This window comes from Enterobacter cloacae complex sp. P24RS (genome assembly GCF_014982165.1).
Classification (GTDB): Bacteria; Pseudomonadota; Gammaproteobacteria; order Enterobacterales; family Enterobacteriaceae; genus Enterobacter; species Enterobacter quasihormaechei.
Genome location: NZ_JADCKU010000013.1, coordinates 1 through 24,418, shown reverse-complemented (window position 1 = coordinate 24,418; position 24,418 = coordinate 1). Strand labels below are relative to the sequence as shown.

General features: G+C 56.2%; 25 protein-coding genes. 15 read left to right on the top strand and 10 right to left on the bottom strand.

All coding sequences use genetic code 11. The annotated features are described in order from the left end of the window. The first annotated feature begins 70 nt into the window (after window positions 1–70). The 3 genes from rsgA to mscM all read left to right on the top strand — a co-directional run bounded on the left by rsgA (window position 71) and on the right by mscM (window position 5,532). Window positions 71–1,123, top strand: coding sequence for a small ribosomal subunit biogenesis GTPase RsgA (gene rsgA, locus INF58_RS14500; protein WP_003855964.1), 1,053 nt, complete (start codon window positions 71–73; stop codon window positions 1,121–1,123). Between the two features lie 97 nt (window positions 1,124–1,220). After that, entirely contained in the window at window positions 1,221–2,189 is a 969-nt protein-coding gene (gene asd / locus INF58_RS14495) for an archaetidylserine decarboxylase (RefSeq protein ID WP_063450940.1), read from the top strand. A 19-nt stretch (window positions 2,190–2,208) separates the two neighbouring features. Further along, window positions 2,209–5,532: a miniconductance mechanosensitive channel MscM gene (gene mscM, locus INF58_RS14490; RefSeq protein ID WP_193527947.1), complete on the top strand. Its 3,324-nt coding sequence runs from the start codon at window positions 2,209–2,211 to the stop codon at window positions 5,530–5,532. 39 nt (window positions 5,533–5,571) lie between these two features. Here mscM and yjeM read toward each other — a convergent pair whose 3' ends face one another. Beyond that, the gene (gene yjeM, locus INF58_RS14485; RefSeq protein ID WP_193527946.1) at window positions 5,572–7,071 is read right to left on the bottom strand and encodes a glutamate/gamma-aminobutyrate family transporter YjeM; all 1,500 of its coding nucleotides are present in this window, start codon (window positions 7,069–7,071) and stop codon (window positions 5,572–5,574) included. 168 nt (window positions 7,072–7,239) lie between these two features. After that, window positions 7,240–8,217, bottom strand: coding sequence for an elongation factor P--(R)-beta-lysine ligase (gene epmA, locus INF58_RS14480; RefSeq protein WP_063450943.1), 978 nt, complete (start codon window positions 8,215–8,217; stop codon window positions 7,240–7,242). 309 nt (window positions 8,218–8,526) lie between these two features. Here epmA and frdA point away from each other — a divergent pair, with 309 nt between their 5' ends. The 4 genes from frdA to frdD are packed head-to-tail and all read left to right on the top strand — an operon-like array spanning window position 8,527 to window position 11,820. Then, window positions 8,527–10,317 (top strand): fumarate reductase (quinol) flavoprotein subunit, encoded by a 1,791-nt coding sequence (gene frdA / locus INF58_RS14475; RefSeq protein WP_193036991.1) that lies wholly within the window; start codon window positions 8,527–8,529, stop codon window positions 10,315–10,317. Further along, entirely contained in the window at window positions 10,310–11,044 is a 735-nt protein-coding gene (locus tag INF58_RS14470) for a succinate dehydrogenase/fumarate reductase iron-sulfur subunit (RefSeq protein ID WP_193527945.1), read from the top strand. The genes frdA and INF58_RS14470 overlap by 8 nt, the downstream gene beginning before the upstream one ends. Before the next feature lie 10 nt (window positions 11,045–11,054). Then, entirely contained in the window at window positions 11,055–11,450 is a 396-nt protein-coding gene (frdC, locus tag INF58_RS14465) for a fumarate reductase subunit FrdC (RefSeq protein ID WP_193033329.1), read from the top strand. Between the two features lie 10 nt (window positions 11,451–11,460). Continuing rightward, on the top strand, window positions 11,461–11,820 hold the full coding sequence (gene frdD / locus INF58_RS14460) for a fumarate reductase subunit FrdD (RefSeq protein WP_193527944.1): 360 nt from the start codon (window positions 11,461–11,463) through the stop codon (window positions 11,818–11,820). A gap of 29 nt (window positions 11,821–11,849) precedes the next feature. On the opposite strand, the gene ampR is transcribed toward frdD, so the two are convergent. Further along, the gene (gene ampR, locus INF58_RS14455; protein ID WP_193036995.1) at window positions 11,850–12,725 is read right to left on the bottom strand and encodes a LysR family transcriptional regulator AmpR; all 876 of its coding nucleotides are present in this window, start codon (window positions 12,723–12,725) and stop codon (window positions 11,850–11,852) included. Between the two features lie 132 nt (window positions 12,726–12,857). On the opposite strand from ampR, the gene blaACT reads away from it, so the two are divergent. Then, on the top strand, window positions 12,858–14,003 hold the full coding sequence (gene blaACT / locus INF58_RS14450; RefSeq protein ID WP_193527943.1) for an ACT family cephalosporin-hydrolyzing class C beta-lactamase: 1,146 nt from the start codon (window positions 12,858–12,860) through the stop codon (window positions 14,001–14,003). A 109-nt stretch (window positions 14,004–14,112) separates the two neighbouring features. After that, the gene (locus tag INF58_RS14445; RefSeq protein ID WP_193527942.1) at window positions 14,113–14,643 is read left to right on the top strand and encodes a lipocalin family protein; all 531 of its coding nucleotides are present in this window, start codon (window positions 14,113–14,115) and stop codon (window positions 14,641–14,643) included. On the opposite strand, the gene sugE is transcribed toward INF58_RS14445, so the two are convergent. Continuing rightward, window positions 14,640–14,957, bottom strand: a complete 318-nt coding sequence (gene sugE, locus INF58_RS14440; protein WP_063450951.1) for a quaternary ammonium compound efflux SMR transporter SugE — start codon at window positions 14,955–14,957, stop codon at window positions 14,640–14,642. The genes INF58_RS14445 and sugE overlap by 4 nt on opposite strands. A 262-nt stretch (window positions 14,958–15,219) precedes the next feature. Between sugE and INF58_RS14435 the strand changes: the two genes are divergently transcribed. After that, window positions 15,220–15,819, top strand: coding sequence for a LuxR C-terminal-related transcriptional regulator (locus tag INF58_RS14435; RefSeq protein ID WP_193527941.1), 600 nt, complete (start codon window positions 15,220–15,222; stop codon window positions 15,817–15,819). A 36-nt stretch (window positions 15,820–15,855) separates the two neighbouring features. On the opposite strand, the gene ecnB is transcribed toward INF58_RS14435, so the two are convergent. The 3 genes from ecnB to efp all read right to left on the bottom strand — a co-directional run bounded on the left by ecnB (window position 15,856) and on the right by efp (window position 16,866). After that, entirely contained in the window at window positions 15,856–16,002 is a 147-nt protein-coding gene (gene ecnB, locus INF58_RS14430) for a lipoprotein toxin entericidin B (protein ID WP_003855942.1), read from the bottom strand. Between the two features lie 108 nt (window positions 16,003–16,110). Beyond that, the gene (locus INF58_RS14425) at window positions 16,111–16,242 is read right to left on the bottom strand and encodes an entericidin A/B family lipoprotein (RefSeq protein WP_063450953.1); all 132 of its coding nucleotides are present in this window, start codon (window positions 16,240–16,242) and stop codon (window positions 16,111–16,113) included. 57 nt (window positions 16,243–16,299) lie between these two features. Beyond that, window positions 16,300–16,866: an elongation factor P gene (efp, locus tag INF58_RS14420; protein ID WP_003855940.1), complete on the bottom strand. Its 567-nt coding sequence runs from the start codon at window positions 16,864–16,866 to the stop codon at window positions 16,300–16,302. A gap of 40 nt (window positions 16,867–16,906) precedes the next feature. Here efp and epmB point away from each other — a divergent pair, with 40 nt between their 5' ends. Further along, window positions 16,907–17,935, top strand: a complete 1,029-nt coding sequence (gene epmB, locus INF58_RS14415) for an EF-P beta-lysylation protein EpmB (protein ID WP_193527940.1) — start codon at window positions 16,907–16,909, stop codon at window positions 17,933–17,935. Between the two features lie 63 nt (window positions 17,936–17,998). Here the strand turns inward: epmB and INF58_RS14410 are convergent, their stop codons facing one another. Further along, window positions 17,999–18,352 carry a DUF4156 domain-containing protein gene (locus INF58_RS14410; protein ID WP_003855938.1) on the bottom strand — a complete coding sequence of 118 codons (354 nt, stop codon included), beginning with the start codon at window positions 18,350–18,352 and terminating at the stop codon, window positions 17,999–18,001. A 233-nt stretch (window positions 18,353–18,585) separates the two neighbouring features. Between INF58_RS14410 and INF58_RS14405 the strand changes: the two genes are divergently transcribed. From INF58_RS14405 to iadA, 3 genes are read left to right on the top strand one after another with little or no spacing between them, the layout of a single operon-like run. After that, window positions 18,586–19,233: a nucleoside recognition domain-containing protein gene (locus tag INF58_RS14405; protein WP_193527939.1), complete on the top strand. Its 648-nt coding sequence runs from the start codon at window positions 18,586–18,588 to the stop codon at window positions 19,231–19,233. After that, window positions 19,230–19,691: a YjiG family protein gene (locus INF58_RS14400; protein WP_107534496.1), complete on the top strand. Its 462-nt coding sequence runs from the start codon at window positions 19,230–19,232 to the stop codon at window positions 19,689–19,691. The genes INF58_RS14405 and INF58_RS14400 overlap by 4 nt, the downstream gene beginning before the upstream one ends. Before the next feature lie 10 nt (window positions 19,692–19,701). Then, window positions 19,702–20,865 (top strand): beta-aspartyl-peptidase, encoded by a 1,164-nt coding sequence (iadA, locus tag INF58_RS14395; RefSeq protein ID WP_193527938.1) that lies wholly within the window; start codon window positions 19,702–19,704, stop codon window positions 20,863–20,865. Between the two features lie 64 nt (window positions 20,866–20,929). On the opposite strand, the gene groL is transcribed toward iadA, so the two are convergent. After that, on the bottom strand, window positions 20,930–22,576 hold the full coding sequence (groL, locus tag INF58_RS14390; protein ID WP_015572446.1) for a chaperonin GroEL: 1,647 nt from the start codon (window positions 22,574–22,576) through the stop codon (window positions 20,930–20,932). Between the two features lie 39 nt (window positions 22,577–22,615). Beyond that, window positions 22,616–22,909 (bottom strand): co-chaperone GroES, encoded by a 294-nt coding sequence (locus INF58_RS14385; protein ID WP_003855929.1) that lies wholly within the window; start codon window positions 22,907–22,909, stop codon window positions 22,616–22,618. A 178-nt stretch (window positions 22,910–23,087) separates the two neighbouring features. Here INF58_RS14385 and yjeH point away from each other — a divergent pair, with 178 nt between their 5' ends. After that, entirely contained in the window at window positions 23,088–24,335 is a 1,248-nt protein-coding gene (gene yjeH / locus INF58_RS14380; RefSeq protein ID WP_193527937.1) for an L-methionine/branched-chain amino acid transporter, read from the top strand. Window positions 24,336–24,418: the final 83 nt, after the last annotated feature.

Sequence of the window (24,418 nt, the reverse complement as noted above, 5' to 3'; positions counted from 1 at the left end):
GGTTAACTAGTATTAATTAGAGTGTATCATAGAGGTTTTGCCCGCTATGGGCGACCAGGAGCCAGCGCGATTGAGTAAAAATAAACTCTCCAAAGGGCAGCAGCGCCGCGTGAATGCAAATCACCAGCGCCGTCTTAAAACCACTACGGAGAAGCCCGATTACGACGACAACCTGTTTGGCGAAGCGACAGAAGGCGTTGTGATCAGCCGCTTCGGCATGCACGCCGATGTCGAATCCGCCGACGGGGATATCCACCGTTGCAATATCCGTCGCACCATCCGTTCACTGGTGACCGGGGACCGCGTGGTCTGGCGTCCGGGCAAGGAGGCGGCGGAAGGGGTAACGGTTAAAGGTATCGTTGAAGCCGTGCATGAACGCACGTCGGTCCTTACCCGCCCTGATTTCTATGACGGCGTGAAGCCGATTGCCGCCAACATTAACCAGATCGTGATCGTTTCGGCGATTTTACCCGAGCTTTCTCTTAATATTATCGACCGTTACCTGGTGGCCTGCGAAACGCTACAGGTTGAGCCGCTCATCGTGCTGAATAAAATCGATCTGCTGGATGACGAGGCCATGGCCTTTGTGAATGAGCAGATGGATATCTACCGCAACATTGGTTATCGCGTTTTGATGGTTTCCAGCCGCACCAAAGACGGCCTGAAGCCGCTGGAAGATGCGCTGACCGACCGCATCAGCATCTTTGCTGGGCAGTCCGGCGTGGGTAAATCGAGCCTGCTTAACAATCTGCTCGGCCTTCAGCAGGAGATCCTGACCAACGATGTGTCGGACGTCTCCGGGCTGGGCCAGCACACCACCACCGCCTCACGTCTCTATCACTTCCCGCACGGCGGCGATGTGATTGACTCCCCGGGTGTGCGTGAATTTGGTCTTTGGCACCTTGAGCCGGAACAAATCTTTAACGGATTTGTCGAATTCCATGACTATTTAGGCGCTTGCAAATACCGCGACTGTAAACATGACAACGATCCGGGCTGTGCCATCCGTGAAGCGGTGGAGAACGGTGAAATTGCGGAAACCCGTTTCGAAAATTATCACCGCATTCTCGAAAGCATGGATCAGGTAAAAACGCGTAAAAACTTTTCTGATTCTGATAACTGACAACTAAGCTAAGCGTCGCTAAAATCGTCCCCTTTTTTCAGGTTCCGGCAGCGCGCTGCCGGATCAGGAACGACAAAACAATGGCCTGGAGGCTACCTTGTTAAACTCATTTAAACTTTCGCTTCAATACATTCTGCCTAAACTGTGGCTCACTCGCCTGGCGGGCTGGGGCGCGAGCAAACGAGCGGGCTGGCTGACCAAACTGGTCATCGACCTGTTCGTGAAATACTACAAGGTCGACATGAAAGAAGCGCAGAAGCCGGATACGGCAAGCTACCGCACCTTCAACGAATTTTTTGTGCGTCCCCTGCGCGACGAAGTGCGTCCGCTGAATACCGACCCGAACGTGCTGGTGATGCCTGCTGACGGCGTGATCAGCCAGCTGGGTAAAATTGAAGACGACAAAATTTTGCAGGCGAAAGGCCATAACTACAGCCTGGAAGCGCTGCTGGCCGGTAACTACCTGATGGCGGATCTGTTCCGCAACGGTACGTTCGCCACCACCTATCTCTCCCCGCGCGACTATCACCGCGTTCATATGCCGTGTAACGGTATCCTGCGCGAGATGATCTACGTGCCGGGCGATCTGTTCTCCGTAAACCACCTGACGGCGCAAAACGTCCCGAATCTGTTTGCCCGCAATGAGCGCGTCATCTGCCTGTTTGATACTGAATTTGGCCCAATGGCGCAGATTCTGGTGGGTGCGACCATCGTAGGCAGCATCGAAACCGTCTGGGCGGGCACCATTACGCCGCCGCGCGAAGGCGTGATCAAGCGCTGGACCTGGCCTGCCGGCGAAGAAGAAGGTTCTGTGGCCCTGCTGAAAGGTCAGGAGATGGGCCGCTTCAAGCTGGGCTCAACGGTAATCAACCTGTTCGCACCGGGCAAAGTTAACCTGGTCGAGGAGCTGAAAAGCCTGTCCGTGACCAAACTTGGCCAGCCTCTGGCCGTATCGACTGAAATCTTTGCAACGCCAGACGTTGCGCCAGCCCCGTTGCCGGAAGAAGAGATTAAGGCCGAGCACGACGCCAGCCCGCTGGTTGACGACAAAAAAGACGAAGGCTAACAACAGAAGGATCGCTGACGTGCGCCCGATTATCGTATTACTGATGGCCTGGTGCCTCAGCATGGGGGCGTACGCAGCGACGGCCCCCGACGCCAAACAGATAACCCAGGAGCTGGAACAGGCAAAAGCGGCGAAACCCGCTCAGCCGGAGGCCGTTGAGTCACTCCAGTCTGCACTGAACGCGCTTGAGGAGCGGAAAGGCTCCCTTGAGCGCGCACAGCAGTATCAGCAGGTTATCGACAACTTCCCCAAACTCTCTCAGACCCTGCGCTCGCAGTTAAACAACCTGCGCGATGAACCGCGCCAGGTACCCGCAGGGATGACGTCCGAGGCGCTGAATCAGGAGATCCTGCAAGTCAGCAGCCAGCTTCTGGAAAAGAGCCGCCTGGCTCAGCAGGAGCAGGAGCGGGCGCGTGAAATTGCCGACTCCCTCAGCCAGCTTCCACAGCAGCAAACCGACGCCCGCCGTCAGTTAAATGAGGTGGAACGCCGCATCGGGACGCAGGCGGGCAACACACCGCAGAATCAGGCGCAAAATCTTGGGCTACAGGCTGAATCCGCCAGACTGAAAGCGCTGGTCGATGAACTGGAGCTGGCACAGCTTTCTGCCAACAACCGCCAGGAGCTGTCGCGGATGCGTTCCGAGCTGGCGCAGAAGCAGAGCGAACAGCTTGATGCGTATCTCCAGGCGCTGAGAAATCAGCTCAACAGCCAGCGTCAGCGTGAAGCTGAACGTGCCCTGGAAAGCACCGAGTTATTGGCCGAAAACAGCGATAACCTGCCTGAAGGCATTGTCGCCCAGTTTAAAGTTAACCGCGAACTTTCTGCGGCGCTGAATCAGCAGGCGCAGCGTATGGATTTGGTCGCGTCGCAGCAGCGTCAGGCCACCAATCAAACCCTTCAGGTGCGTCAGGCGCTCAACACGCTGCGTGAACAGTCCCAGTGGCTTGGCTCGTCTAACCTGTTGGGCGAAGCGTTACGCGCGCAGGTCGCGCGTCTGCCGGAGATGCCAAAACCGCAGCAGCTTGATACAGAGATGGCGCAGCTGCGCGTTCAGCGTCTTCACTATGAAGACCTCCTCAACAAGCAGCCGCAAATCCGCCAGATCCGTCAGGCTGACGGACAGCCGCTTACCGGCGAGCAGAGTCGTATTCTGGAAGCGCAGCTGCGCACCCAGCGCGAGCTGCTGAACTCCCTGTTACAGGGTGGCGATACGCTGATCCTTGAGCTGACCAAGCTGAAAGTGTCGAACAGCCAGCTGGAGGATGCGCTGAAGGAGGTCAACGAGGCCACGCACCGTTATCTCTTCTGGACGTCCGACGTGCGGCCGATGACCTTCGCCTGGCCGATTGAAATTGTGCAGGATCTGCGACGCCTTATTTCGCTGGATACCTTCAGCCAGCTGGGCCTTGCCAGCGTGATGATGATAACCAGTAAGGAGACCATCTTCCCGCTGCTGGGAGCGCTGATTCTGGTCGGCTTCAGTATTTATTCCCGTCGCCACTTCACCCGTTTCCTCGAGCGCTCCAGCGCCCGTGTGGGAAAAGTGACCCAGGATCACTTCTGGCTGACGCTGCGCACGGTGTTCTGGTCAATTCTGGTCGCGTCCCCGCTGCCGGTGCTGTGGATGACGCTCGGATACGGCCTGCGTGAAGCCTGGCCTTATCCGCTTGCCGTCGCGATTGGAGACGGCGTAACCGCCACCGTCCCGCTGCTGTGGGTAGTGATGATTTGCGCCACGTTCGCGCGGCCAAACGGTCTGTTCATCGCTCACTTTGGCTGGCCGCGTAATCGCGTTGCGCGGGCGATGCGTTATTACCTGATGAGTATCGGGCTGATTGTGCCGCTGATTATGGCGTTGATCATGTTCGATAATCTCAATGACCGGGAGTTCTCCGGCTCGCTGGGACGTCTGTGCTTTATGCTGATCTGCGGGGCACTGGCGGTGGTAACGCTCAGCCTGAAGCGCGCCGGGATCCCGCTCTATCTCGATAAGAGCGGCAGTGGCGATAACATGTTTAACCGTCTGCTGTGGAACCTGCTGCTCAGCGCGCCGCTGGCGGCAATGCTGGCGGCAGCTGTCGGCTACCTCGCTACGTCGCAGGCGCTGCTGGCGCGACTGGAAACGTCGGTGGCTATCTGGTTCCTGCTGCTGGTGGTTTACCACGTTATTCGCCGCGGCATGCTGATCCAGCGTCGTCGTCTGGCGTTTGACCGCGCCAAACATCGTCGCGCAGAAATTCTGGCCCAGCGTGCGCGCGGCGAAGAAGAACCGAATCACGTCAACAGCACGGAAGGAGCAGCGGAAGCAGACGACGTTGAACTGGATCTGGATGCTATCAGTACCCAGTCCTTGCGGCTGGTGCGCTCAATTCTGATGCTGGTTGCCCTGCTGTCGGTGATTTTCCTGTGGTCGGAAATTCACTCCGCGTTTGGCTTCCTGGAGAATATCTCGTTGTGGGACGTGACGTCCACGGTACAGGGAGTCGAAAGCCTGGAGCCCATCACCTTAGGGGCCGTGCTGATTGCGATTCTGGTGCTGATCATCACCACGCAGCTGATACGTAACTTCCCTGCTCTGCTGGAGCTGGCGCTGTTGCAGCATCTGGATTTAACCCCCGGCACGGGCTATGCGATCACCACTATCACCAAGTATTTAATCATGCTGTTTGGTGGGCTGGTGGGCTTCTCGATGATTGGTATCGAATGGTCAAAACTGCAATGGCTGGTTGCTGCCCTTACCGTAGGCCTGGGCTTTGGTTTACAGGAGATCTTCGCCAACTTCGTGTCTGGTCTGATCATTCTGTTTGAAAAACCGATTCGAATTGGCGATACGGTGACCATCCGCGATCTGACCGGCAGCGTCACCCGAATCAACACCCGCGCTACCACCATCAGCGACTGGGACCGTAAAGAGATCATCGTCCCGAACAAAGCGTTTATCACCGAGCAGTTTATCAACTGGTCGCTGTCTGACTCCGTCACGCGTGTGGTGCTGACCGTACCGGCCCCGTCGGATGCCAACAGCGAAGAGGTGACGCAAATCCTGTATACGGCTGCGGAACGCTGTTCGCTGGTAATCGATAACCCACCGCCGGAAGTCTTCTTAGTGGATTTGCAGCAGGGGATCCAGATTTTCGAGCTGCGTATTTACGCCGCCGAGATGGGCCACCGTATGCCGCTTCGCCATGAGATCCACCAGCTGATTCTGGCTGGCTTCCGCGAGCACGGGATCGATATGCCGTTCCCACCGTTCCAGATGCGTCTGGAAACGCTGGACGGACGTAAGACGGGAAGAACCTTGACGTCAGCGGCGCGTTCGCGCCCGGCGGGAAGCTTGTAATCTCTTTTCCCCTCCCTGTCGGGAGGGGTTTTTCATCCGCTATGCCACTTCCGCCACGCAGATCGTCATGCGACGGCGGTAGTTTTCATAAATTCCCATTGCCAGCATTGAGAAGAAAATCGGTCCGCCAACCATCCACAGCGTGCTGTTCCAGTCATTTGCCTCAACCACGGGCTGAATGACGGTAAAAATGTTGGCGAACGCGACGACCAGCACCACAACGGTGGTCGCCACCAGCGTCGCCGCGCGGGTTTTGAAGATCACAAACGGACGCTCCAGATCCTGCTTCGCCTTAAAGAACGGAAACGCCAAGGCCAGGAAAAGGTACGGAAGCGTCATTGACACGTTCGCCATCAGGGTCAGCTTGTTATAGAAGGCCGACGCGGTATCGCCGCCAAAGGACACCAGCAGAATGAATACGCACACCAGGAGGCACTGCATCCACATGGCGTTAGCAGGCATACCGGCAGCATTAAGCTGGGTCATCCGTGCGGGCCACAGCGCCTTTGGCGTGCCCTGAATAATCGCTTTCAGCGGCGAGTAGATCAGCGTGAAGAACGCGCCGGTATAGGCGAGGAACATCGACAGGCCGGTAATGCGCGCAAACCAGATCCCCAGGGTAGCCGATGTTTCCGGCGTCAGGTGCATGGCGTTACCGAGCGTCATCCCCAGGCTTTTCATCAGCACGTAGGTGATGTTCCCGAGGTTGGTGGTGTTATTGCTCAACACCTGCTGCCAGTTGGTGCTGACGCCCCAGAGGAAAATCGCCAGCGAGTAGCCAATGGAAATGACGATGGCGGCAAAAATAATGCCTTTGGCGAAGTTCTTTTCCGGGTTTTCGGTTTTGTCGACCAGCCCGCCTACGGCTTCAATACCGCCGTAAGCAAAGATGGCAAACACCACGAACGAGAGCATGGCCAGCCCGGACTGATACCCCGGATTAGGCGATGAAACAAAGTTGACTTCCTGGGCGAAATGCCCGCCGTTCAGGCACAGAATGGCGATACTGGCCAGCAGCAGCACCAGATTCAGACACATCACGGAAATCCCGCCAACCGCGGTGATACGGGCTATTTTGTTGATGCCTTTGGAGGCCACCAGCGTGACCACCACCATCCAGCACACCGCCAGAATACCCACCACCTGCGTGGAGCTCAGCCCCGCCAGGGACCAGACCTGCGTTTTGTCCGCACCGAAGAGAAACGTCGAGAACGGCACCCAGACCTTGGCTGCCGTGCTGACCATCCAGACGACGTAGGATGAAAACCACATGAATGTACCGATAAATGCATAGCGTGGACCGACGCTGTTGTTCATCCACGAATAGATGCCGCCCTCTTCTTTCCGGTAAGCCGAGCCCATCTCCGCCATCATCAGCGCAAACGGGATAAAGAAGAACAGAGCGGAAACGATATAAAACGGCGTCGCGCTGTAGCCCATCAGATAAAAAGCGGACGGGCTATTGGCAAAGCCAAAGACTGACGTAAAAATCATCAGGATGAGCCCGGTAAGGGTCATTTTTTTGAGTGAGTGGGACATATAACCATCCGAAACGGAATTAAACTGCGCGGATGGTAGCAGATGACCAGACAAATATTGTGGCTATACGAGTCAAATTAAGAAAAAGACCCGTGCAGAGAGAAAATAGCAGTTTTTAATATGGCAAGTTAAATGACCGGGTAAGCGACAGCGCCACCCGGCAACTCTTTAAGCGCGATCGACCGTAAAGGCGATCACGTCGCCCAGCTGTTCCGCGCCCAGCGCCAGCATCACCAGACGATCCACGCCCAGCGCCACGCCGGAGCAGTCCGGCAAACCGGCCTTAAGCGCTTCCAGCAGGTTGGTGTCAATCGGCTGCTGCGGCAGACCGCGCGCGTTGCGCTTGCGGTTATCCTGCTCGAAACGCTGCTGCTGTTCGCGCGCGTCGGTCAGCTCGTGGAAACCGTTCGCCAGCTCAATGCCTTTGAAATACACCTCAAAACGCTCCGCCACGCGGTGATCTTCGGTGCTGATCTGCGCCAGCGAGGCCTGGCTGGCCGGGAAGTGGTAGACAAACGTCGGGCGATCTTTACCAATTTGCGGTTCAACGCCAAAGGTGAACAGCAGTTGCAGCAGCGTGTCGCGGTCCTCTTCGGTATCCGCCACGTTGCTCAGATCCAGTTTTGCCGCCACCTCACGCAACTGGGTTTTATCAGCCGACAGCGGATCGATTTCCAGATGGCGCTGGAAGGCCTGCTGATAGGAGAGCGTTTCAGCTTCCGCGCAATCCAGCACCTGTTGCAGCAGATCGTCGACTTCGTTCATCAGGCGATACATGTCGTAGTGCGGGCGGTACCACTCCAGCATGGTGAATTCCGGATTATGGTGCCGGCCCATCTCTTCATTACGGAAGCTACGGCACAGCTGATAAACCGGGCCACATCCGGCCGCCAGCAGACGCTTCATATGGTATTCCGGGCTGGTCATCAGATACAGATTCATGCCCTGAGAGTGGCCAGGGCCAACAAAACGGGTTTCAAACGGGACCAGATGAATATCCGTGACCGTCGCCTGACTCATGCACGGCGTTTCCACCTCCAGGACGCCGCGATCTGCAAAGAAGCGGCGGATCTCCGCCATAATTGCTGCGCGCTTCAACAGGTTTGGAATGGATGCGCTCGGCTGCCAGGTGGCCGTTTCGCTCATGAGTTTTTCTCCGTTTTCAGACAAGGGCACGAAGTCTACTCGTAAGCCGGGGCAGAGACAAATTTTGCACAGTAAAAGTCCTTTTTCATTACACAGAAAAATACTGTGACGCCATTCATCAATCACGATGATAAATCACCGCACAGAACAGCAAAAAAATCGAACGCGTCAAATTTCCCTCACATCTACGCGGTTATACTGTTATACCCATAAAGGAGCAGTGGAATCGCTTCCGCAATCGCCCGTTCGGGCAGGTGAACGTCCTTTAGTCCATCGCGTTGCGGGAAAACAAAAATCTGGAGGAATGTCGTGCAAACTTTTCAAGCCGATCTTGCCGTAATAGGCGCTGGCGGGGCTGGATTACGCGCTGCAATTGCTGCGGCACAAGCCAATCCGAACGCTAAAATCGCATTGATTTCAAAAGTCTATCCGATGCGCAGCCACACGGTAGCCGCAGAAGGAGGATCCGCCGCCGTCGCGCAGGATCATGACAGCTTCGAATACCATTTCCACGACACGGTTGCAGGGGGCGACTGGCTTTGCGAACAGGATGTCGTTGATTATTTCGTTCACCATTGCCCAACGGAAATGACCCAGCTGGAACAATGGGGATGCCCGTGGAGCCGCCGTCCGGACGGGAGCGTCAACGTTCGCCGCTTCGGTGGCATGAAGATCGAACGCACCTGGTTTGCCGCCGATAAGACCGGCTTCCACATGCTGCACACCCTGTTTCAGACCTCCCTCCAGTTCCCACAAATCCAGCGCTTTGACGAACATTTCGTTCTCGACATTCTGGTCGACGACGGTCATGCGCGCGGGCTGGTGGCGATGAACATGATGGAAGGCACGCTTGTCCAGATCCGCGCGAATGCAGTGGTCATGGCGACCGGCGGTGCGGGCCGCGTGTACCGCTATAACACCAACGGCGGCATCGTCACCGGTGACGGTATGGGCATGGCGCTCAGCCACGGCGTGCCGCTGCGCGATATGGAGTTCGTCCAGTATCACCCAACCGGCCTGCCCGGCTCCGGTATTCTGATGACGGAAGGCTGCCGCGGTGAAGGCGGTATTCTGGTCAACAAAAACGGTTACCGTTATCTACAGGATTACGGTATGGGCCCGGAAACCCCGCTCGGCGAGCCGAAAAACAAATACATGGAACTTGGCCCACGCGACAAAGTTTCTCAGGCTTTCTGGCACGAGTGGCGCAAAGGCAACACCATCTCAACGCCGCGCGGCGACGTGGTGCATCTCGACCTGCGCCACCTCGGCGAGAAAAAACTGCTGGAGCGTCTGCCGTTTATCTGTGAGCTGGCGAAAGCCTATGTGGGCGTCGACCCGGTGAAAGAGCCGATCCCGGTGCGTCCAACCGCGCACTATACGATGGGCGGAATCGAAACCGATCAGCAGTGCGAAACCCGCATCAAAGGGCTGTTTGCGGTGGGCGAGTGTTCCTCCGTGGGTCTACATGGCGCAAACCGTCTGGGCTCAAACTCGCTGGCTGAGCTGGTGGTCTTTGGCCGCATGGCGGGCGAACGCGCGATGGAGCGTGCCGCAACCGCAGGCGACGCCAACAGCGCGGCGCTGGATGCGCAGGTTGCAGACGTCGAAAAACGGCTGAAAGACCTGGTGAATCAGGAAGGTAACGAAAACTGGTCGAAGATCCGCGACGAAATGGGCCTGTCGATGGAAGAAGGCTGCGGGATCTACCGTACGCCAGAGCTGATGCAGAAAACCGTCGACAAGCTGGCGGAGTTGCAGGAGCGCTTCAGGCGCGTGCGCATCACCGATACCTCCAGCGTCTTTAATACCGACCTGCTCTATACCATTGAACTGGGCCACGGCCTGAACGTCGCGGAATGTATGGCACACTCTGCCCTGGCGCGTAAAGAGTCGCGCGGCGCGCACCAGCGTCTGGATGAGGGCTGCACCGAACGTGACGACGTCAATTTCCTTAAACACACTCTCGCCTGGCGCGATGCGGATGGCACCACCCGCCTGGACTACAGCGACGTGAAAATCACCACGCTGCCACCAGCGAAACGCGTTTACGGTGCAGAAGCAGAAGCCGCCGATAAGAAGGAGAAGGCGAATGGCTGAGATGCAAAAACTGAAAGTTGAAGTGGTGCGCTACAATCCGGAAGTGGACGCCGCGCCGCACAGCGCTTTCTACGAAGTCCCTTACGACGAGCAAACCTCCCTGCTGGATGCGCTCGGCTATATCAAAGACAACCTGGCGCCAGACCTGAGCTACCGCTGGTCCTGCCGCATGGCAATCTGCGGCTCCTGCGGCATGATGGTCAATAAAGTGCCGAAGCTGGCGTGTAAAACCTTCCTGCGCGATTACACCAAAGGCATCAGGGTTGAAGCGCTGGGCAACTTCCCGATTGAGCGCGATCTGGTGGTCGACATGACCCACTTTATCGAAAGCCTCGAAGCGATAAAGCCGTACATCATAGGCAACTCGCGTACGCCGGATCAGGGGCCAAACACCCAGACGCCCGCGCTGATGGCGAAATACCATCAGTTTTCCGGCTGCATCAACTGCGGCCTGTGCTACGCCGCCTGTCCGCAGTTTGGCCTGAACCCTGAGTTTATCGGCCCGGCCGCCATTACCCTGGCGCACCGCTATAACGAGGACAGCCGCGACCACGGCAAAAAAGAACGTATGGCGCAGCTTAACGGCCAGAACGGGGTCTGGACCTGCACGTTTGTGGGTTACTGCTCTGAAGTCTGTCCGAAGCATGTCGACCCGGCCGCCGCCATTCAGCAGGGAAAAGTGGAAAGCTCGAAAGACTTTCTTATCGCTACCCTGAAACCACGCTAAGGAGTGCATGATGACGACTAAACGCAAAGCCTACGTGCGGCCAATGCCGTCCACCTGGTGGAAAAAACTGCCGTTTTATCGCTTCTATATGCTGCGTGAAGGCACGGCAGTTCCCGCGGTCTGGTTCAGCCTCGAACTGATGTACGGGCTTTATGCTCTCAAGCACGGCCCGGAAGCCTGGGCCAGTTTTGTGGGCTTCCTGCAAAACCCAATCATCGTGGTTCTGAATCTGATTGTGCTCGCAGCCGCGCTGCTGCATACCAAAACCTGGTTTGAACTGGCGCCAAAAGCGGCAAACATCATTGTTAAAGGCGAGAAAATGGGGCCAGAGCCGGTTATCAAAGGACTCTGGGCAGTGACCGCAGTTGTCTCTGTGGTCATTCTGTTTGTCGCGCTGTTCTGGTAAGGAGACTATCGTGATCAATCCAAATCCAAAACGTTCAGACGAGCCGGTCTTCTGGGGGCTGTTTGGCGCAGGCGGCATGTGGAGCGCCATTGTTGCCCCGGTCATCATCCTGCTGGTCGGGATCATGCTGCCGCTGGGGCTGTTCCCGGGCGATGCGCTGAGCTACGAGCGCGTGCTGGCCTTTGCGAGCAGCTTTATTGGCCGCGTATTCATCTTCCTGATGATCGTCCTGCCGCTGTGGTGCGGCCTGCACCGTATCCACCATGCGATGCACGATCTGAAAATCCATGTGCCAAGCGGTAAATGGGTCTTCTACGGTCTGGCGACCATTCTGACGGTGGTCACGCTGATTGCCGTGGTCACCATCTGACTGAACTGGCCCGCCGTCCGGCGGGCTTTTTACTTTTTCATCTTTCCTGCCAGCCACACGGAAAATTCCCGCATTGCGGGCGTTTCAGCCCGGGACTGCAATCGGGTCAGCCAGTAACTGCCGAGCTCAATTTGCGTTGCAAAGGGCTGCACAATGCGCTCGCTGGCTAACAGATGGGTAAACATATCGACAGGCGCGATGGCAATGCCCACTCCCGCCTGAGCGGCCTCCAGCATGGTCACGGACGAATCAAACACCATCACACGGTGCGTTGGCGAAGGGGGATGCTCGCCGGCCGCCTGCATCCACGCGGACCACTCGTCGCGCCGGTAGGAGCGCAGCAGCGTAAACCTGAGGATATCGGCCGGACTGTGCAGACGAGCGGCAATATCCGGCGTACACAGCGGCGCGAGCGGCGCATGACAAAGAAATTCAGCCTCGGTGCCGTGCCACGCCCCGCCGCCGTAGCGGATCGTGTAGTCAAGCCCTTCGGCGGCCGGATCGACGCGGTTATTATGGGTAGAAAGCTGAAGATCGATATGCGGATAGCCACGGCGAAAATCGTCCAGCAGTGAGAATAACACCCCGGTCGCGAACGTGCCCACCACGCCGATTTTTAGCTTCTCCTGCGCACGATGGTTAGCGAAGCGATCCAGCATGCCGGCTATACGATCGAACGAATCATTCAGCACCGGCAGTAAATTTTCGCCCTCAGTAGTCAACATCAGCCCGCGCGAAACGCGAACGAACAGCTGACAGTTCAGGTGCTGCTCCAGCGTCTTCACATGCTGGCTAATGGCGGAATGGGTCACGTTCAGCTCAATGGCCGCATGCGTAAAGCTGAGATGTCTTGCGGCGGCTTCAAAGGCTCGAAGCGAATTGAGAGGGAGATAGCTTCGCGTCATGGTCTCTTCCGTTAGAAAAATTAACAGCTAATGCTAAATTTAACCGTTTGTCAGGTGCAGTCAAATCCAACAGACTACGCCTGTCTGACGGGCCCGGACATCCCCTTGACTCGCTATTACGGAAGATTACTGATGATGAAAAAAACCCTTTGCTGCGCCGTGCTGCTCGGCATCTCTTTCTCTGCCCTCGCCGCGCCAGTGTCCGAACAAAAGCTGGCGGAGGTGGTCGCGAAGACGGTTACGCCGCTGATGAAAGCCCAGTCTATTCCCGGTATGGCGGTGGCCGTTATTTATCAGGGTAAACCGCACTATTACACGTTTGGCAAGGCCGATATCGCAGCCAACAAACCGGTTACCCCTCAGACCCTGTTCGAGCTGGGCTCTATAAGTAAAACCTTCACCGGCGTTTTAGGTGGGGATGCCCTTGCTCGCGGTGAAATTTCGCTGGACGATCCGGTGACCAAATACTGGCCTGAGCTAACGGGCAAGCAGTGGCAAGGGATTCGCATGCTGGATCTCGCGACCTACACCGCTGGCGGTCTGCCGCTACAGGTGCCCGATGAGGTGACGGATGACGCCTCCCTGCTGCGCTTCTATCAACACTGGCAGCCACAGTGGAAGCCAGGCACAACGCGCCTTTATGCCAACGCCAGCATCGGCCTGTTTGGTGCGCTGGCGGTTAAGCCTTCCGGCATGCGCTACGAGCAGGCGATGACCGAGCGAGTGTTCAAACCGCTGGCGCTGCATCACACCTGGATTAACGTGCCGAAAGCGGAAGAGGCGCATTACGCCTGGGGCTATCGTAACGGCAAAGCGGTACACGTTTCGCCGGGTATGCTGGATGCACAAGCCTATGGCGTGAAAACCAACGTGCAGGATATGGCGAACTGGGTCATGGCAAACATGGCGCCAGAGAACGTTGCAGATGCCTCACTTAAGCAGGGCATCGCGCTGGCGCAGTCGCGCTACTGGCGTATCGGTTCAATGTACCAGGGCCTTGGCTGGGAGATGCTCAACTGGCCCGTGGAGGCAAAAACGGTGGTTGATGGCAGCGACAGTAAGGTGGCGCTGGCCGCCTTGCCTGCGGTCGAAATAGATCCTCCGGCTCCGCCTGTAAAAGCCTCCTGGGTGCACAAAACCGGGTCGACGGGCGGGTTCGGCAGCTACGTGGCCTTTATTCCTGAAAAGCAGATCGGCATCGTAATGCTCGCGAATAAAAGCTATCCGAACCCGGCACGCGTGGAGGCGGCATACCATATCCTCGACGCGCTACAGTAAAACATTGCCGGGTGGCGGCTTCGCCTCACCCGGCAAAACCCGCTGCACAATCTTCCGCATTTTTCCTGCTGTCATCTACACTTAACAAAAAAACGGTAAGGAAACTCCTATGCGCATTCTGCCTGTTATTGCCGCAGTAACAGCCGCGTTTTTAGTGGTTGCTTGCAGTTCCCCAACTCCTCCGCCTGGCGTCACGGTAGTCAGTAATTTTGACGCACAGCGCTTCCTCGGCACATGGTATGAAATCGCCCGCATGGATCATAAATTCGAAAGGGGCTTAGAAAAAGTTACGGCCACCTACAGCGCGATGGATGACGGCGGGATCCAGGTCGTCAACCGCGGCTATAATCCGAACCGGCAGATGTGGCAGCAGACGGTGGGTCAGGCCTATTTCACCGGCGCGCCTAACCGCGCGGCAATGAAAATCTCTTTCTTCGGCCCATTCTATGGCGGATATAACGTTATTGCGCTGGACAGAGAGTACCGCCACGCGCTGGTGTGTGGGCCGGATCGCAACTATCTTTGGATACTTTCCCGCACGCCAACAATCACGGCGGAAATGAAGCAGCAGATGCTGGACGTTGCGACCCGGCAAGGGTTTGACGTGACGAAATTAATCTGGGTAAAACAGCCGCATTAGTGCGTACTCAGTTTTAACCCAATGATGCCCGCGACGATTAATGCGAGGCTGGCGATGCGCGCCAGGCTCGCAGATTCCCCCAGCAGCAGAATGCCGGTAATAGCAGCCCCTACCGCGCCAATTCCCGTCCAGACAGCGTAAGCCGTTCCCACTGGCAAGGTCCGCATTGACCATGACAGCATAACGATACTGACAATCATCGCGGCGATGGTAATGACGCTGGGCGTCAGGCGGGTAAAACCGTGGGTGTATTTCAGACCAATTGCCCATACCACTTCGAGCAAACCGGCGATAACAAGAACGATCCAGGACATTTCAGGCTCCTTAACTTTTAGACAAGTTGGGGCCGTCCCCGATGAGTGACGCGCTTACGGGTCGTCCCGCAAGGCAGAAGTTGCACCTTATATTTTGGTTAGCGCGGTATTTTTTTTCAAACTTTTTTTGCTGAACGCGTTAAGGCAAGAAATAGCCTCAGTAAGGCGCGCAGTTCAGGCATTTATAACTCATCCGACTTCTCTATGATGTTATGCTTTCTGATGGCAGGAAGCCAAACCACTAGCCGACTGCGAATATTGTATGTACAAAATTCTTTTGATTGACCGCTGTCACTTCACCCGCGCGGGATTTGAAGCATGGGCCAATCATTCAGACCTGCTGTCAGGTCATTTCGTCGTAACCGGGGTGAATAACCTTTTCCTCGCCAGAGAGCATATTCTGCAATGGAAACCTGCACTGGTCATCGCTGATTTATCTGGCTTCCGGCAGGATTTACACCATTTTCAGCAACTGTCCTCCCTGCTGATTGCCAGCGAAACGCTGCCTTTTATTTTGCTGCAATCTGGGCAGGAACAGGCGATGACGGATTATCTGGCGCAATACCCGATATGGTCTTCACTCTCTAAAAATACCGATCTGGAAGGACTGGCAGCGGTGATTAACGACGCGCTAACGTCATGCGCAACCCCGGAGCTTCCGGAAATGGCAGCACCGTTACTGACGCGTCAGGAAGAGAGAGTTCTGACATTATGGATGGAGGGCGCAAGCAACCAGAAGATTGCCAGTCATCTGCGCATTAACGGCAAAACGGTGTACACATACAAACGCAATATCCGCATGAAGCTTCATATGGATACGCGCTACTCCCCGTTTTTAACGCTACAGGAAGTGGAGAATTGACGGTACGGTGAATTCACTGCCGTACCGTCGTTGTCATTAGTTCTGAGCTTTAGTTGCTGCGCCAGAAATAGCGTTACCACCGTCGGAGATATCTTCCCCTACGCCACGGGTGGTGTTACATGCAGTCAGTACCGAAGAAAGCACCAGAACAGAAAAGATCGCTGCAATTGTTTTCTTAACCATAATATCTTCCTTTTATAGCCAAAGTTATTTTGTGTATAGCAACTTAAGAATAGACAAGATCTTGTCGTTTGACGGAAAAGGAAGAATTTTTAGGAAAATTAGACGGAATTAGCTGGCCGCATGGGAAATGATATGGCCGAGATCCTGGATATCTTCACCCACGCCACGCGCGGTGTTGCAACCGGAGAGCATTGCGCTGGAGAGCGCGAACAGAAGCAGAATTTTAACGGTACGTTTCATCTTCCCTGCCTGCAAAATCAGGCGCAGCGGGCGCTGCGCCTTACATCATGACGTAAATTACTTCACGCGGGATACGTATTCGCCGGAGCGGGTATCCACTTTGATCACTTCACCGATCTGTACGAACAGCGGTACTTTCACCACTGCGCCGGTAGACAGGGTAGCTGGCTTGCCGCCGGTACCTGCGGTATCACCTTTCAGACCTGGATCGGTTTCAACAATTTCCAGCTCAACGAAGTTCGGCGGGGTAACGGCGATAGGCTGACCGTTCCACAGGGTCACGATGCACTCAGCCTGATCCAGCAGCCACTTAGCGTTATCGCCAATGGCTTTCGCGTCAGCAGACAACTGCTCGAAGGTTTCGTTGTTCATGAAGTGCCAGAACTCACCGTCGTTGTACAGGTAAGTCAGGTTCATATCGACAACATCAGCGCCTTCAGCGGAGTCAGTAGATTTGAAGGTTTTCTCAACACGGGTACCGGTCAGCAGGCGACGCAGCTTAACGCGCGCAAATGCCTGGCCTTTACCTGGTTTAACGAATTCGCTGGCTTCAACCGCGTACGGTTCGCCGTCCATCATGATTTTAAGACCAGCACGAAAATCGTTGCTATAGTACGTTGCCATAAGGCCCTCTAAATTTGTTAACTGGTAGCTAAGCCACAAAATGGCGCATATTGTAACCCTAAACACCCCGTCCAGAGAAGATTGGTTATCGCAACTTGCCGATGTAATCACCAGTCCTGATGAATTGCTGCGTCTTTTAGACCTCGATCAGCACCCGGAGTTGCTTGCTGGCCGTGAGGCAAAGCGACTTTTCGCCCTGCGCGTTCCCCGCGCGTTTGTCGCCCGAATGGAAAAAGGCAACCCTGACGATCCATTGCTAAAACAAACGCTGACCTCTCAGGATGAGTTTATCACTGCGCCGGGTTACAGCACCGATCCGCTGGAAGAGCAGAACAGTGTGGTACCGGGTTTGCTGCATAAATACCGCAACCGTGCGCTGCTGCTGGTTAAGGGCGGCTGTGCGGTAAATTGCCGCTACTGCTTCCGCCGTCACTTCCCGTACGCTGAGAATCAGGGTAATAAGCGCAACTGGCAGGTGGCGCTGGACTATATCGCGGCGCACCCGGAACTGGATGAAATCATCTTCTCCGGCGGCGACCCGCTGATGGCAAAAGATCATGAGCTGGACTGGCTGCTGACTCAGCTTGAGACCATTCCGCACATTAAGCGTCTGCGCATTCACAGCCGTTTACCGATCGTCATCCCGGCGCGTATCACCTACGCCCTGGTCACGCGCCTGGAGCAGTCCCGTTTGCAGGTGCTGCTGGTGAACCATATCAACCACGCGAATGAAATTGACGCGGACTTTCGCGCGGCGATGGCGCGGCTGCGAAAAGCGGGCGTGACGCTGCTGAACCAGAGCGTATTACTGCGCGGCGTGAACGACAGCGCCCGGGTGCTGGCCGATCTCAGCAATGCCTTATTTGATGCGGGCGTCATGCCCTATTATCTGCACGTTCTTGATCGCGTTCAGGGCGCGGCGCACTTCATGGTGACGGATGAAGAGGCCCGCCAGATTATGCGCGAACTGTTAACGCTGGTTTCAGGTTATATGGTGCCGAAGCTGGCACGCGAGATTGGCGGAGAGCCGAGTAAGACGCCGCTGGATTTGCAGCTGCGACAGCAGTAAAAGGCAGGTGGCGCTACGCTTACCTGGCTACAGATTAAGCGGCAGCGCCATCAAAAGTTTAGATCAGTTCGGGCACTTATAGACCTGGCCGTTCATCTGGCTGGCGGTTGGCACAAAGCTGGACAGCATACCCTGCGTCGGGCTGCTTACCCCGTAAATCACGTTGCCGCCCATAGCCGCCGCCTGATTACGCAGGGCATTGGCCGCACCGCGCATAGAGCCGCCCTCTTCGCCGTGCTGCCCCGACATCCAGTTGCTCTGCTCGCCAGTGGCGGTGCCTAACAGCTGGCATTCGCTGCCCGGCTTATCTTCCACAAAGCGAACGCTCTGGCCCGCTGCCGTCAGTTCATTGCTGGTGCTACACCCCGCCAGCAGCAATGCTGCACCTACAATCCCTGCACAGACTTTAATGCGCATGTTATTCCTCGTTTTCAATAAGCTGGACAGTAGTTGTCCGCGTGTAAACCTTATACTAAAAAGATGACCAAAAGAAAAATGCTGAGCATTTCTGCGAGCCAGATTCCGCTGGCACTCCTCCGACATCTTAAATGAATTCTGATAATAACCTTTGGGATATCGTGTTTTAGCCCCCGATCGTTTTTAGTGATGCGACGTACAACTTTTGTACGCATCTCAAAAAAGGGGGTTTCATGAGTGCATCATCCTCAGGAGAGGAAAAAGTGACCTGGGTGGGCTATCTGGCGTTCGCGCTCACCATTGTATTTTTCTCAGGCTTTTTCGCCAAAAGTACCGAATGGTGGCGCGTGCTGGATTTTACCGTCTTAAACGGCAGTTTTGGACCGGTGAACGGCGCGCTGACGTTTCGCGGCGAGGGCGGGACGGGAGCGAAAGACGGTTTTTTGTTTGCCCTTGAGCTGGCCCCCTCGGTCATTCTGTCGCTCGGGATCATTGCCGTCACCGAGGGGCTGGGTGGGCTGCGCGCCGCACAACAGCTCATGACGCCCATTTTACGCCCGCTGCTCGGCGTGCCGGGTATCTGCTCTCTGGCGCTTATCGCCAACCTGCAAAACACCGATGCCGCCGCCGGAATGACCAAAGAGTTGACCGACGAAGGGGCGATTACCGACCGTGAACGCGCCATTTTCGCCACCTTCCAGACCAGCGGTAGCGCCATCATTACCAACTATTTTTCGTCCGGTGCCGCACTTTTTGCCTTCATTACCGTTCCGGTGATCGCGCCGCTTGCCGTCATTCTGGTGTTTAAATTTGTTGGCGCGAACTTTTTGCGTCTGTGGATCGCGCACAGGGAAGTTCACCGCGTTCAGGAGGAAAAATGATCGCCCAGCCGCGTAAAAATATCATGGACCTGTTTATCGATGGCGCCCGTCGCGGCTTTACCATCGCCACCACCAGCCTGCTGCCGAACGTGGTTATGGCGTTTGTTATCATTCAGGCGCTCAAGGTCACCGGCCTGCTGGATATCGTCGGCAGCGTCTGTGAACCGATCATGTCGTTGTGGGGGCTTCCGGGTGCGGCGGCAACCGTCCTGCTGGCCTCGGTGATGAGCATGGGCGGCGGTGTGGGGGTTTGCGCCAGTCTGGTCGCTGCCGGCACGCTCAACGGGCACGATGCCACCATCCTGCTGCCCGCCATCTATCTGATGGGCAATCCGGTGCAAAACACTGGCCGTTGCCTGGGCACCGCAGGCGTTAACCCGAAGTATTATCCGCACATCATTACCGTCTGCGTTATTAACGCCCTGCTCTCAATGTGGGTGATGCAGCTACTCTTCTGAGGAGATAAAAATGGATTTTTCAGTGCTGGAACCGCATCTTTTCCGCAATGCGCATCTTTACGCGCCGGAGGATCGAGGGCGTTGCGATCTGCTGATCGCAGGGGGAAAAATCGTCGCGATTGAAAAAACGGATCGCGCAACAATGCGGCTTGACTGTCCAAAACGCGATCTCGCCGGAGCAGTGGTTTGCCCGGGGTTTATCGATCAGCACGTACACCTGATCGGCGGCGGCGGTGAAGCTGGCCCGCACACCCGGACGCCGGAGGTACGGTTGTCCGCGCTGGTGGTGGCGGGCATCACCTCCGTTGTTGGCCTGCTGGGCACCGACGGCGTGACCCGCCATCCCGAGTCGCTGCTGGCAAAAACGCGGGCGCTTGAGCATGAAGGGATCAGCGCGTGGATGCTGACAGGCGCGTACGGGCTGCCTTCTGCGACGATTACCGGCAGTGTCGAAAAGGATGTGGCGCTGATTGATAAAATCATCGGCGTGAAATGCGCGATTTCCGACCATCGCTCTTCCGCACCAACGGATGATCGGCTCGCGAATATGGCCGCCCAGTCGCGCGTCGGTGGGCTGCTGGGCGCCAGGGCGGGGATATCCGTGTTTCATCTCGGCAACAGCCCGAAACTACTCGAGCCGCTGCTTAACATCCTGAATAACGCCGACGTGCCCCGCACGAAGCTGCTGCCAACCCACGTCAACCGCGCCCGGCCACTGTTCCTCGCCGCGCTGGATTATGCCCGCGACGGGGGCTATATCGACATCACCACCAGCATCAGTGAGCCCATTGATGCCGCCACCGCCATCGTCACGGCCCGCGAAGCGCAGGTGCCATTTAACCGGCTTACGCTCAGCTCGGACGGTAACGGCAGCCAGCCGATTTTTGACGCAAACGGCAACCTGGTGGGCATGGGCGTGGCGGGATTCGAGTCTCTGCCGGAAACATTACAAAAGCTGGTCAGTCAATATCACCTGCCGCTGGAGGAGGCGCTTCTGCCGTTTACGCGTAACGTGGCGGAGTTTCTCGGCCTGGAGCATAAGGGGCGGCTCGCGCCCGGATGCGATGCCGATTTGCTGGTGCTGACGAATGACCTGAAGATCCGCGAGGTCTGGGCGAAAGGCCGCCAGATGGTGCGCGAAGGCGTTGCATGCGTGAAGGGAACATTTGAGTAATGGCAATAAAAAACCCCGGGCATTGCTGCCCGGGGTTCGTTCTGAGAGGTTCAGAACAACATGATTACATCATGCCGCCCATTCCACCCATGCCGCCCATACCACCAGCAGCACCTAAGTCAGGCGCATCGCCTTTAGGCAGGTCGGTCACCATGCACTCGGTCGTGATCATCAGGCCAGCTACAGATGCCGCGTATTGCAGAGCAGAACGGGTCACTTTAGTTGGATCCAGGATACCGAAGTCGATCATGTTGCCGTATTCTTCAGTTGCCGCGTTGTAACCGTAGTTACCTTCACCTGCTTTCACGTTGTTCGCAACCACAGACGGCTCTTCACCGGCATTGGACACGATCTGACGCAGCGGAGCTTCCATCGCGCGCAGCGCAACTTTGATACCCACGTTCTGGTCTTCGTTCTGAGCAGTCAGGCCAGCCAGCTTAGCGGCTACACGCACCAGCGCGACACCACCACCAGCAACCACGCCTTCTTCTACCGCAGCACGGGTCGCGTGCAGGGCGTCGTCAACGCGTGCTTTTTTCTCTTTCATTTCAACTTCGGTCGCAGCACCAACTTTGATTACCGCAACGCCGCCTGCCAGTTTCGCTACGCGCTCCTGGAGTTTTTCACGGTCGTAATCGGAAGTGGCTTCTTCGATCTGCTTACGGATCTGACCAACACGGCCCTGAATAGCGGCTTCTTCACCCACACCGTCGATGATGGTGGTGGTGTCTTTGTTGATCACAACGCGTTTCGCCTGGCCCAGGTCTTCCAGGGTCGCTTTTTCCAGCTCCATACCGATCTCTTCGGAGATCACGGTACCACCGGTCAGGGTAGCGATATCCTGGAGCATCGCCTTACGACGATCGCCGAAGCCAGGCGCTTTAACCGCAGCCACTTTCACGATGCCGCGCATGGTGTTAACCACCAGGGTCGCCAGCGCTTCGCCTTCAACGTCTTCAGCAATGATAACCAGCGGCTTGCCTGCTTTCGCAACAGCTTCCAGCACTGGCAGCATTTCGCGGATGTTGGAGATTTTCTTGTCAGCCAGCAGGATGAACGGGCTTTCCAGCTCAACAGCGCCAGTTTCTGGCTTGTTGATGAAGTATGGGGACAGGTAACCACGGTCGAACTGCATACCTTCAACCACGTCCAGTTCGTCTTCCAGACCGGTACCGTCTTCAACGGTGATCACGCCTTCTTTACCGACTTTATCCATCGCTTCAGCGATCAGTTTACCTACGGTTTCGTCGGAGTTAGCGGAGATAGTACCAACCTGAGCAATAGCTTTAGAGTCAGAGCACGGTACGGACAGCGCTTTCAGTTCTTCAACAGCAGAGGCGACAGCTTTGTCGATACCACGTTTCAGATCCATCGGGTTCATGCCCGCAGCAACGGCTTTCAGACCTTCGGTGATGATGGCCTGCGCCAGTACGGTTGCGGTGGTGGTACCGTCACCGGCAGCGTCGTTCGCTTTAGAGGCAACTTCTTTCACCATCTGTGCACCCATGTTTTCGAACTTGTCTTCCAGCTCGATTTCACGTGCAACAGAAACACCATCTTTAGTGATGGTTGGCGCGCCGAAGGATTTGTCCAGCACTACGTTACGGCCTTTCGGGCCCAGAGTGACTTTCACTGCGTCTGCCAGTACGTTTACGCCGCGGAGCATTTTTACACGAGCGTCGTTACCGAATTTTACGTCTTTAGCTGCCATGTTCTTATTTCCTCAAATTCGTACAGTTTCGTGCGTTAATTACGCTTCAACAATTGCCAGAATGTCGCTCTCGGACATGATCAACACTTCTTCATTGTCGATCTTCTCGGATTTCACGCCGTAGCCATCGTTGAAAATGACGATGTCACCAACTTTAACGTCCAGTGGCTGCACAGTTCCGTTTTCCAGGATGCGGCCCTTACCGACAGCGATGATTTCGCCACGCGTTGATTTTGCTGCTGCTGAACCGGTCAGAACGATGCCGCCAGCAGACTTGGTTTCAACTTCTTTACGTTTGACGATCACACGATCATGTAACGGACGAATACTCATTGATAGCTCTCCTTTGAGAAAGTCATTATCAGTTATGGATGACGCCGGTCCGCATGCGGTTTTCCGGCTAGTGCCCTGAGAGATGGGGATAGCTTTTTACCCCTTCAAGGGGTAACCGAAAAAAAATTTGCGAAAGTGTTACCATCCACTCTCTTTTGATGGTGGCGGGACGAGGCAAATGAGTGGACTCAGGCAGGAGTTGGGGCTGGCACAGGGTATCGGCTTACTCTCAACGTCCTTGTTAGGCACGGGAGTATTTGCGGTTCCCGCACTGGCGGCGCTGGTTGCCGGCAATAACAGCCTTTGGGCATGGCCGGTACTGATCGTGCTGGTGTTCCCGGTGGCGATTGTGTTTGCCATACTCGGGCGGCACTTCCCCAGCGCGGGCGGCGTAGCGCATTTTGTCGGCATGGCATTTGGCCCACGGATGGAACGCGTCACCGGCTGGCTGTTTTTATCGGTGATCCCGGTCGGCCTTCCGGCAGCCCTGCATATCGCTACCGGCTTCGGACAGGCGCTGTTTGGCTGGCACGACGAACAGCTGTTGCTGGCTGAACTCGGTACGCTGGCGATTGTCTGGTGGGTGGGCTCACGCGGGGCCAGTTCCAGCGCCAATCTGCAAACGCTGGTCGCAGCGTTAATCGTCGCGCTGATCGTCGCCATCTGGTTTGCGGGTGACATTACCGTGGCGGATATTCCTTTCCCCGCGATTAACGACGTCGACCATGCACAACTTTTCTCGGCATTATCCTTCATGTTCTGGTGTTTCGTCGGTCTGGAGGCGTTTGCTCACCTGGCATCGGAGTTTAAACAGCCCGAGCGTGACTTCCCCCGCGCCCTGATGATTGGCCTGCTGCTGGCGGGCACCGTGTATTGGGCCTGTACGGTACTGGTGCTGCACTTTAACGCCTTCGGCGAAGAGAAAGCCGCTGCCGCGTCGCTGCCGGGCATCGTGGTGCAGCTGTTCGGCGTTAAAGCCCTGTGGGTGGCCTGCGTGATTGGCTATCTCGCCTGCTTTGCCAGCCTCAATATCTATATTCAGAGCTTCGCCCGGCTGGTGTGGTCTCAGGCACTTTATAAACCGGATAGCCGACTCGCACGCCTGTCTAAACGTCAGCTTCCGGCGAATGCGCTGAATACCGTACTGGGCTGCTGCGTGGTGAGTTCCCTGGGCATTTATCTGCTCGACATCAACCTTGACGCGCTGATTGTCTACGCCAACGGTATCTTCATCATGATCTACCTGCTGTGCATGCTGGCGGGCTGTCGGCTGCTGAAAGGACGCTTTAAGGCGCTGGCGGCGGTCGGGTGTGTGCTGTGCCTGCTGCTGCTGGCGATGGTGGGTTGGAAGAGCGTGTACGCCATCATCATGCTGGCGGGGCTGTGGTTGTTTTTACCGAAGCGGCAAAATTCGCAGGCCCGGTAAGCGAAGTGTATGACCGGATACATAGGTGACAGATCAGACCGGGAACATAGGTAACACTTTTAGTCTATCCGGAGCACACTCTG

Excerpts from the sequence above, each read along its gene's own strand:
- yjeM (WP_193527946.1), bottom strand. The coding sequence starts at position 7,071 with ATGTCCCACTCACTCAAAAAAATGACCCTTACCGGGCTCATCCTGATG.
- epmA (WP_063450943.1), bottom strand. The coding sequence starts at position 8,217 with ATGAGCGAAACGGCCACCTGGCAGCCGAGCGCATCCATTCCAAACCTG.
- INF58_RS14470 (WP_193527945.1), top strand. The coding sequence starts at position 10,310 with ATGGCTGAGATGCAAAAACTGAAAGTTGAAGTGGTGCGCTACAATCCG.
- frdC (WP_193033329.1), top strand. The coding sequence starts at position 11,055 with ATGACGACTAAACGCAAAGCCTACGTGCGGCCAATGCCGTCCACCTGG.
- ampR (WP_193036995.1), bottom strand. The coding sequence starts at position 12,725 with ATGACGCGAAGCTATCTCCCTCTCAATTCGCTTCGAGCCTTTGAAGCC.
- blaACT (WP_193527943.1), top strand. The coding sequence starts at position 12,858 with ATGATGAAAAAAACCCTTTGCTGCGCCGTGCTGCTCGGCATCTCTTTC.
- INF58_RS14445 (WP_193527942.1), top strand. The coding sequence starts at position 14,113 with ATGCGCATTCTGCCTGTTATTGCCGCAGTAACAGCCGCGTTTTTAGTG.
- sugE (WP_063450951.1), bottom strand. The coding sequence starts at position 14,957 with ATGTCCTGGATCGTTCTTGTTATCGCCGGTTTGCTCGAAGTGGTATGG.
- INF58_RS14435 (WP_193527941.1), top strand. The coding sequence starts at position 15,220 with ATGTACAAAATTCTTTTGATTGACCGCTGTCACTTCACCCGCGCGGGA.
- ecnB (WP_003855942.1), bottom strand. The coding sequence starts at position 16,002 with ATGGTTAAGAAAACAATTGCAGCGATCTTTTCTGTTCTGGTGCTTTCT.
- INF58_RS14425 (WP_063450953.1), bottom strand. The coding sequence starts at position 16,242 with ATGAAACGTACCGTTAAAATTCTGCTTCTGTTCGCGCTCTCCAGCGCA.
- efp (WP_003855940.1), bottom strand. The coding sequence starts at position 16,866 with ATGGCAACGTACTATAGCAACGATTTTCGTGCTGGTCTTAAAATCATG.
- epmB (WP_193527940.1), top strand. The coding sequence starts at position 16,907 with ATGGCGCATATTGTAACCCTAAACACCCCGTCCAGAGAAGATTGGTTA.
- INF58_RS14410 (WP_003855938.1), bottom strand. The coding sequence starts at position 18,352 with ATGCGCATTAAAGTCTGTGCAGGGATTGTAGGTGCAGCATTGCTGCTG.
- INF58_RS14405 (WP_193527939.1), top strand. The coding sequence starts at position 18,586 with ATGAGTGCATCATCCTCAGGAGAGGAAAAAGTGACCTGGGTGGGCTAT.
- INF58_RS14400 (WP_107534496.1), top strand. The coding sequence starts at position 19,230 with ATGATCGCCCAGCCGCGTAAAAATATCATGGACCTGTTTATCGATGGC.
- iadA (WP_193527938.1), top strand. The coding sequence starts at position 19,702 with ATGGATTTTTCAGTGCTGGAACCGCATCTTTTCCGCAATGCGCATCTT.
- groL (WP_015572446.1), bottom strand. The coding sequence starts at position 22,576 with ATGGCAGCTAAAGACGTAAAATTCGGTAACGACGCTCGTGTAAAAATG.
- INF58_RS14385 (WP_003855929.1), bottom strand. The coding sequence starts at position 22,909 with ATGAGTATTCGTCCGTTACATGATCGTGTGATCGTCAAACGTAAAGAA.
- yjeH (WP_193527937.1), top strand. The coding sequence starts at position 23,088 with ATGAGTGGACTCAGGCAGGAGTTGGGGCTGGCACAGGGTATCGGCTTA.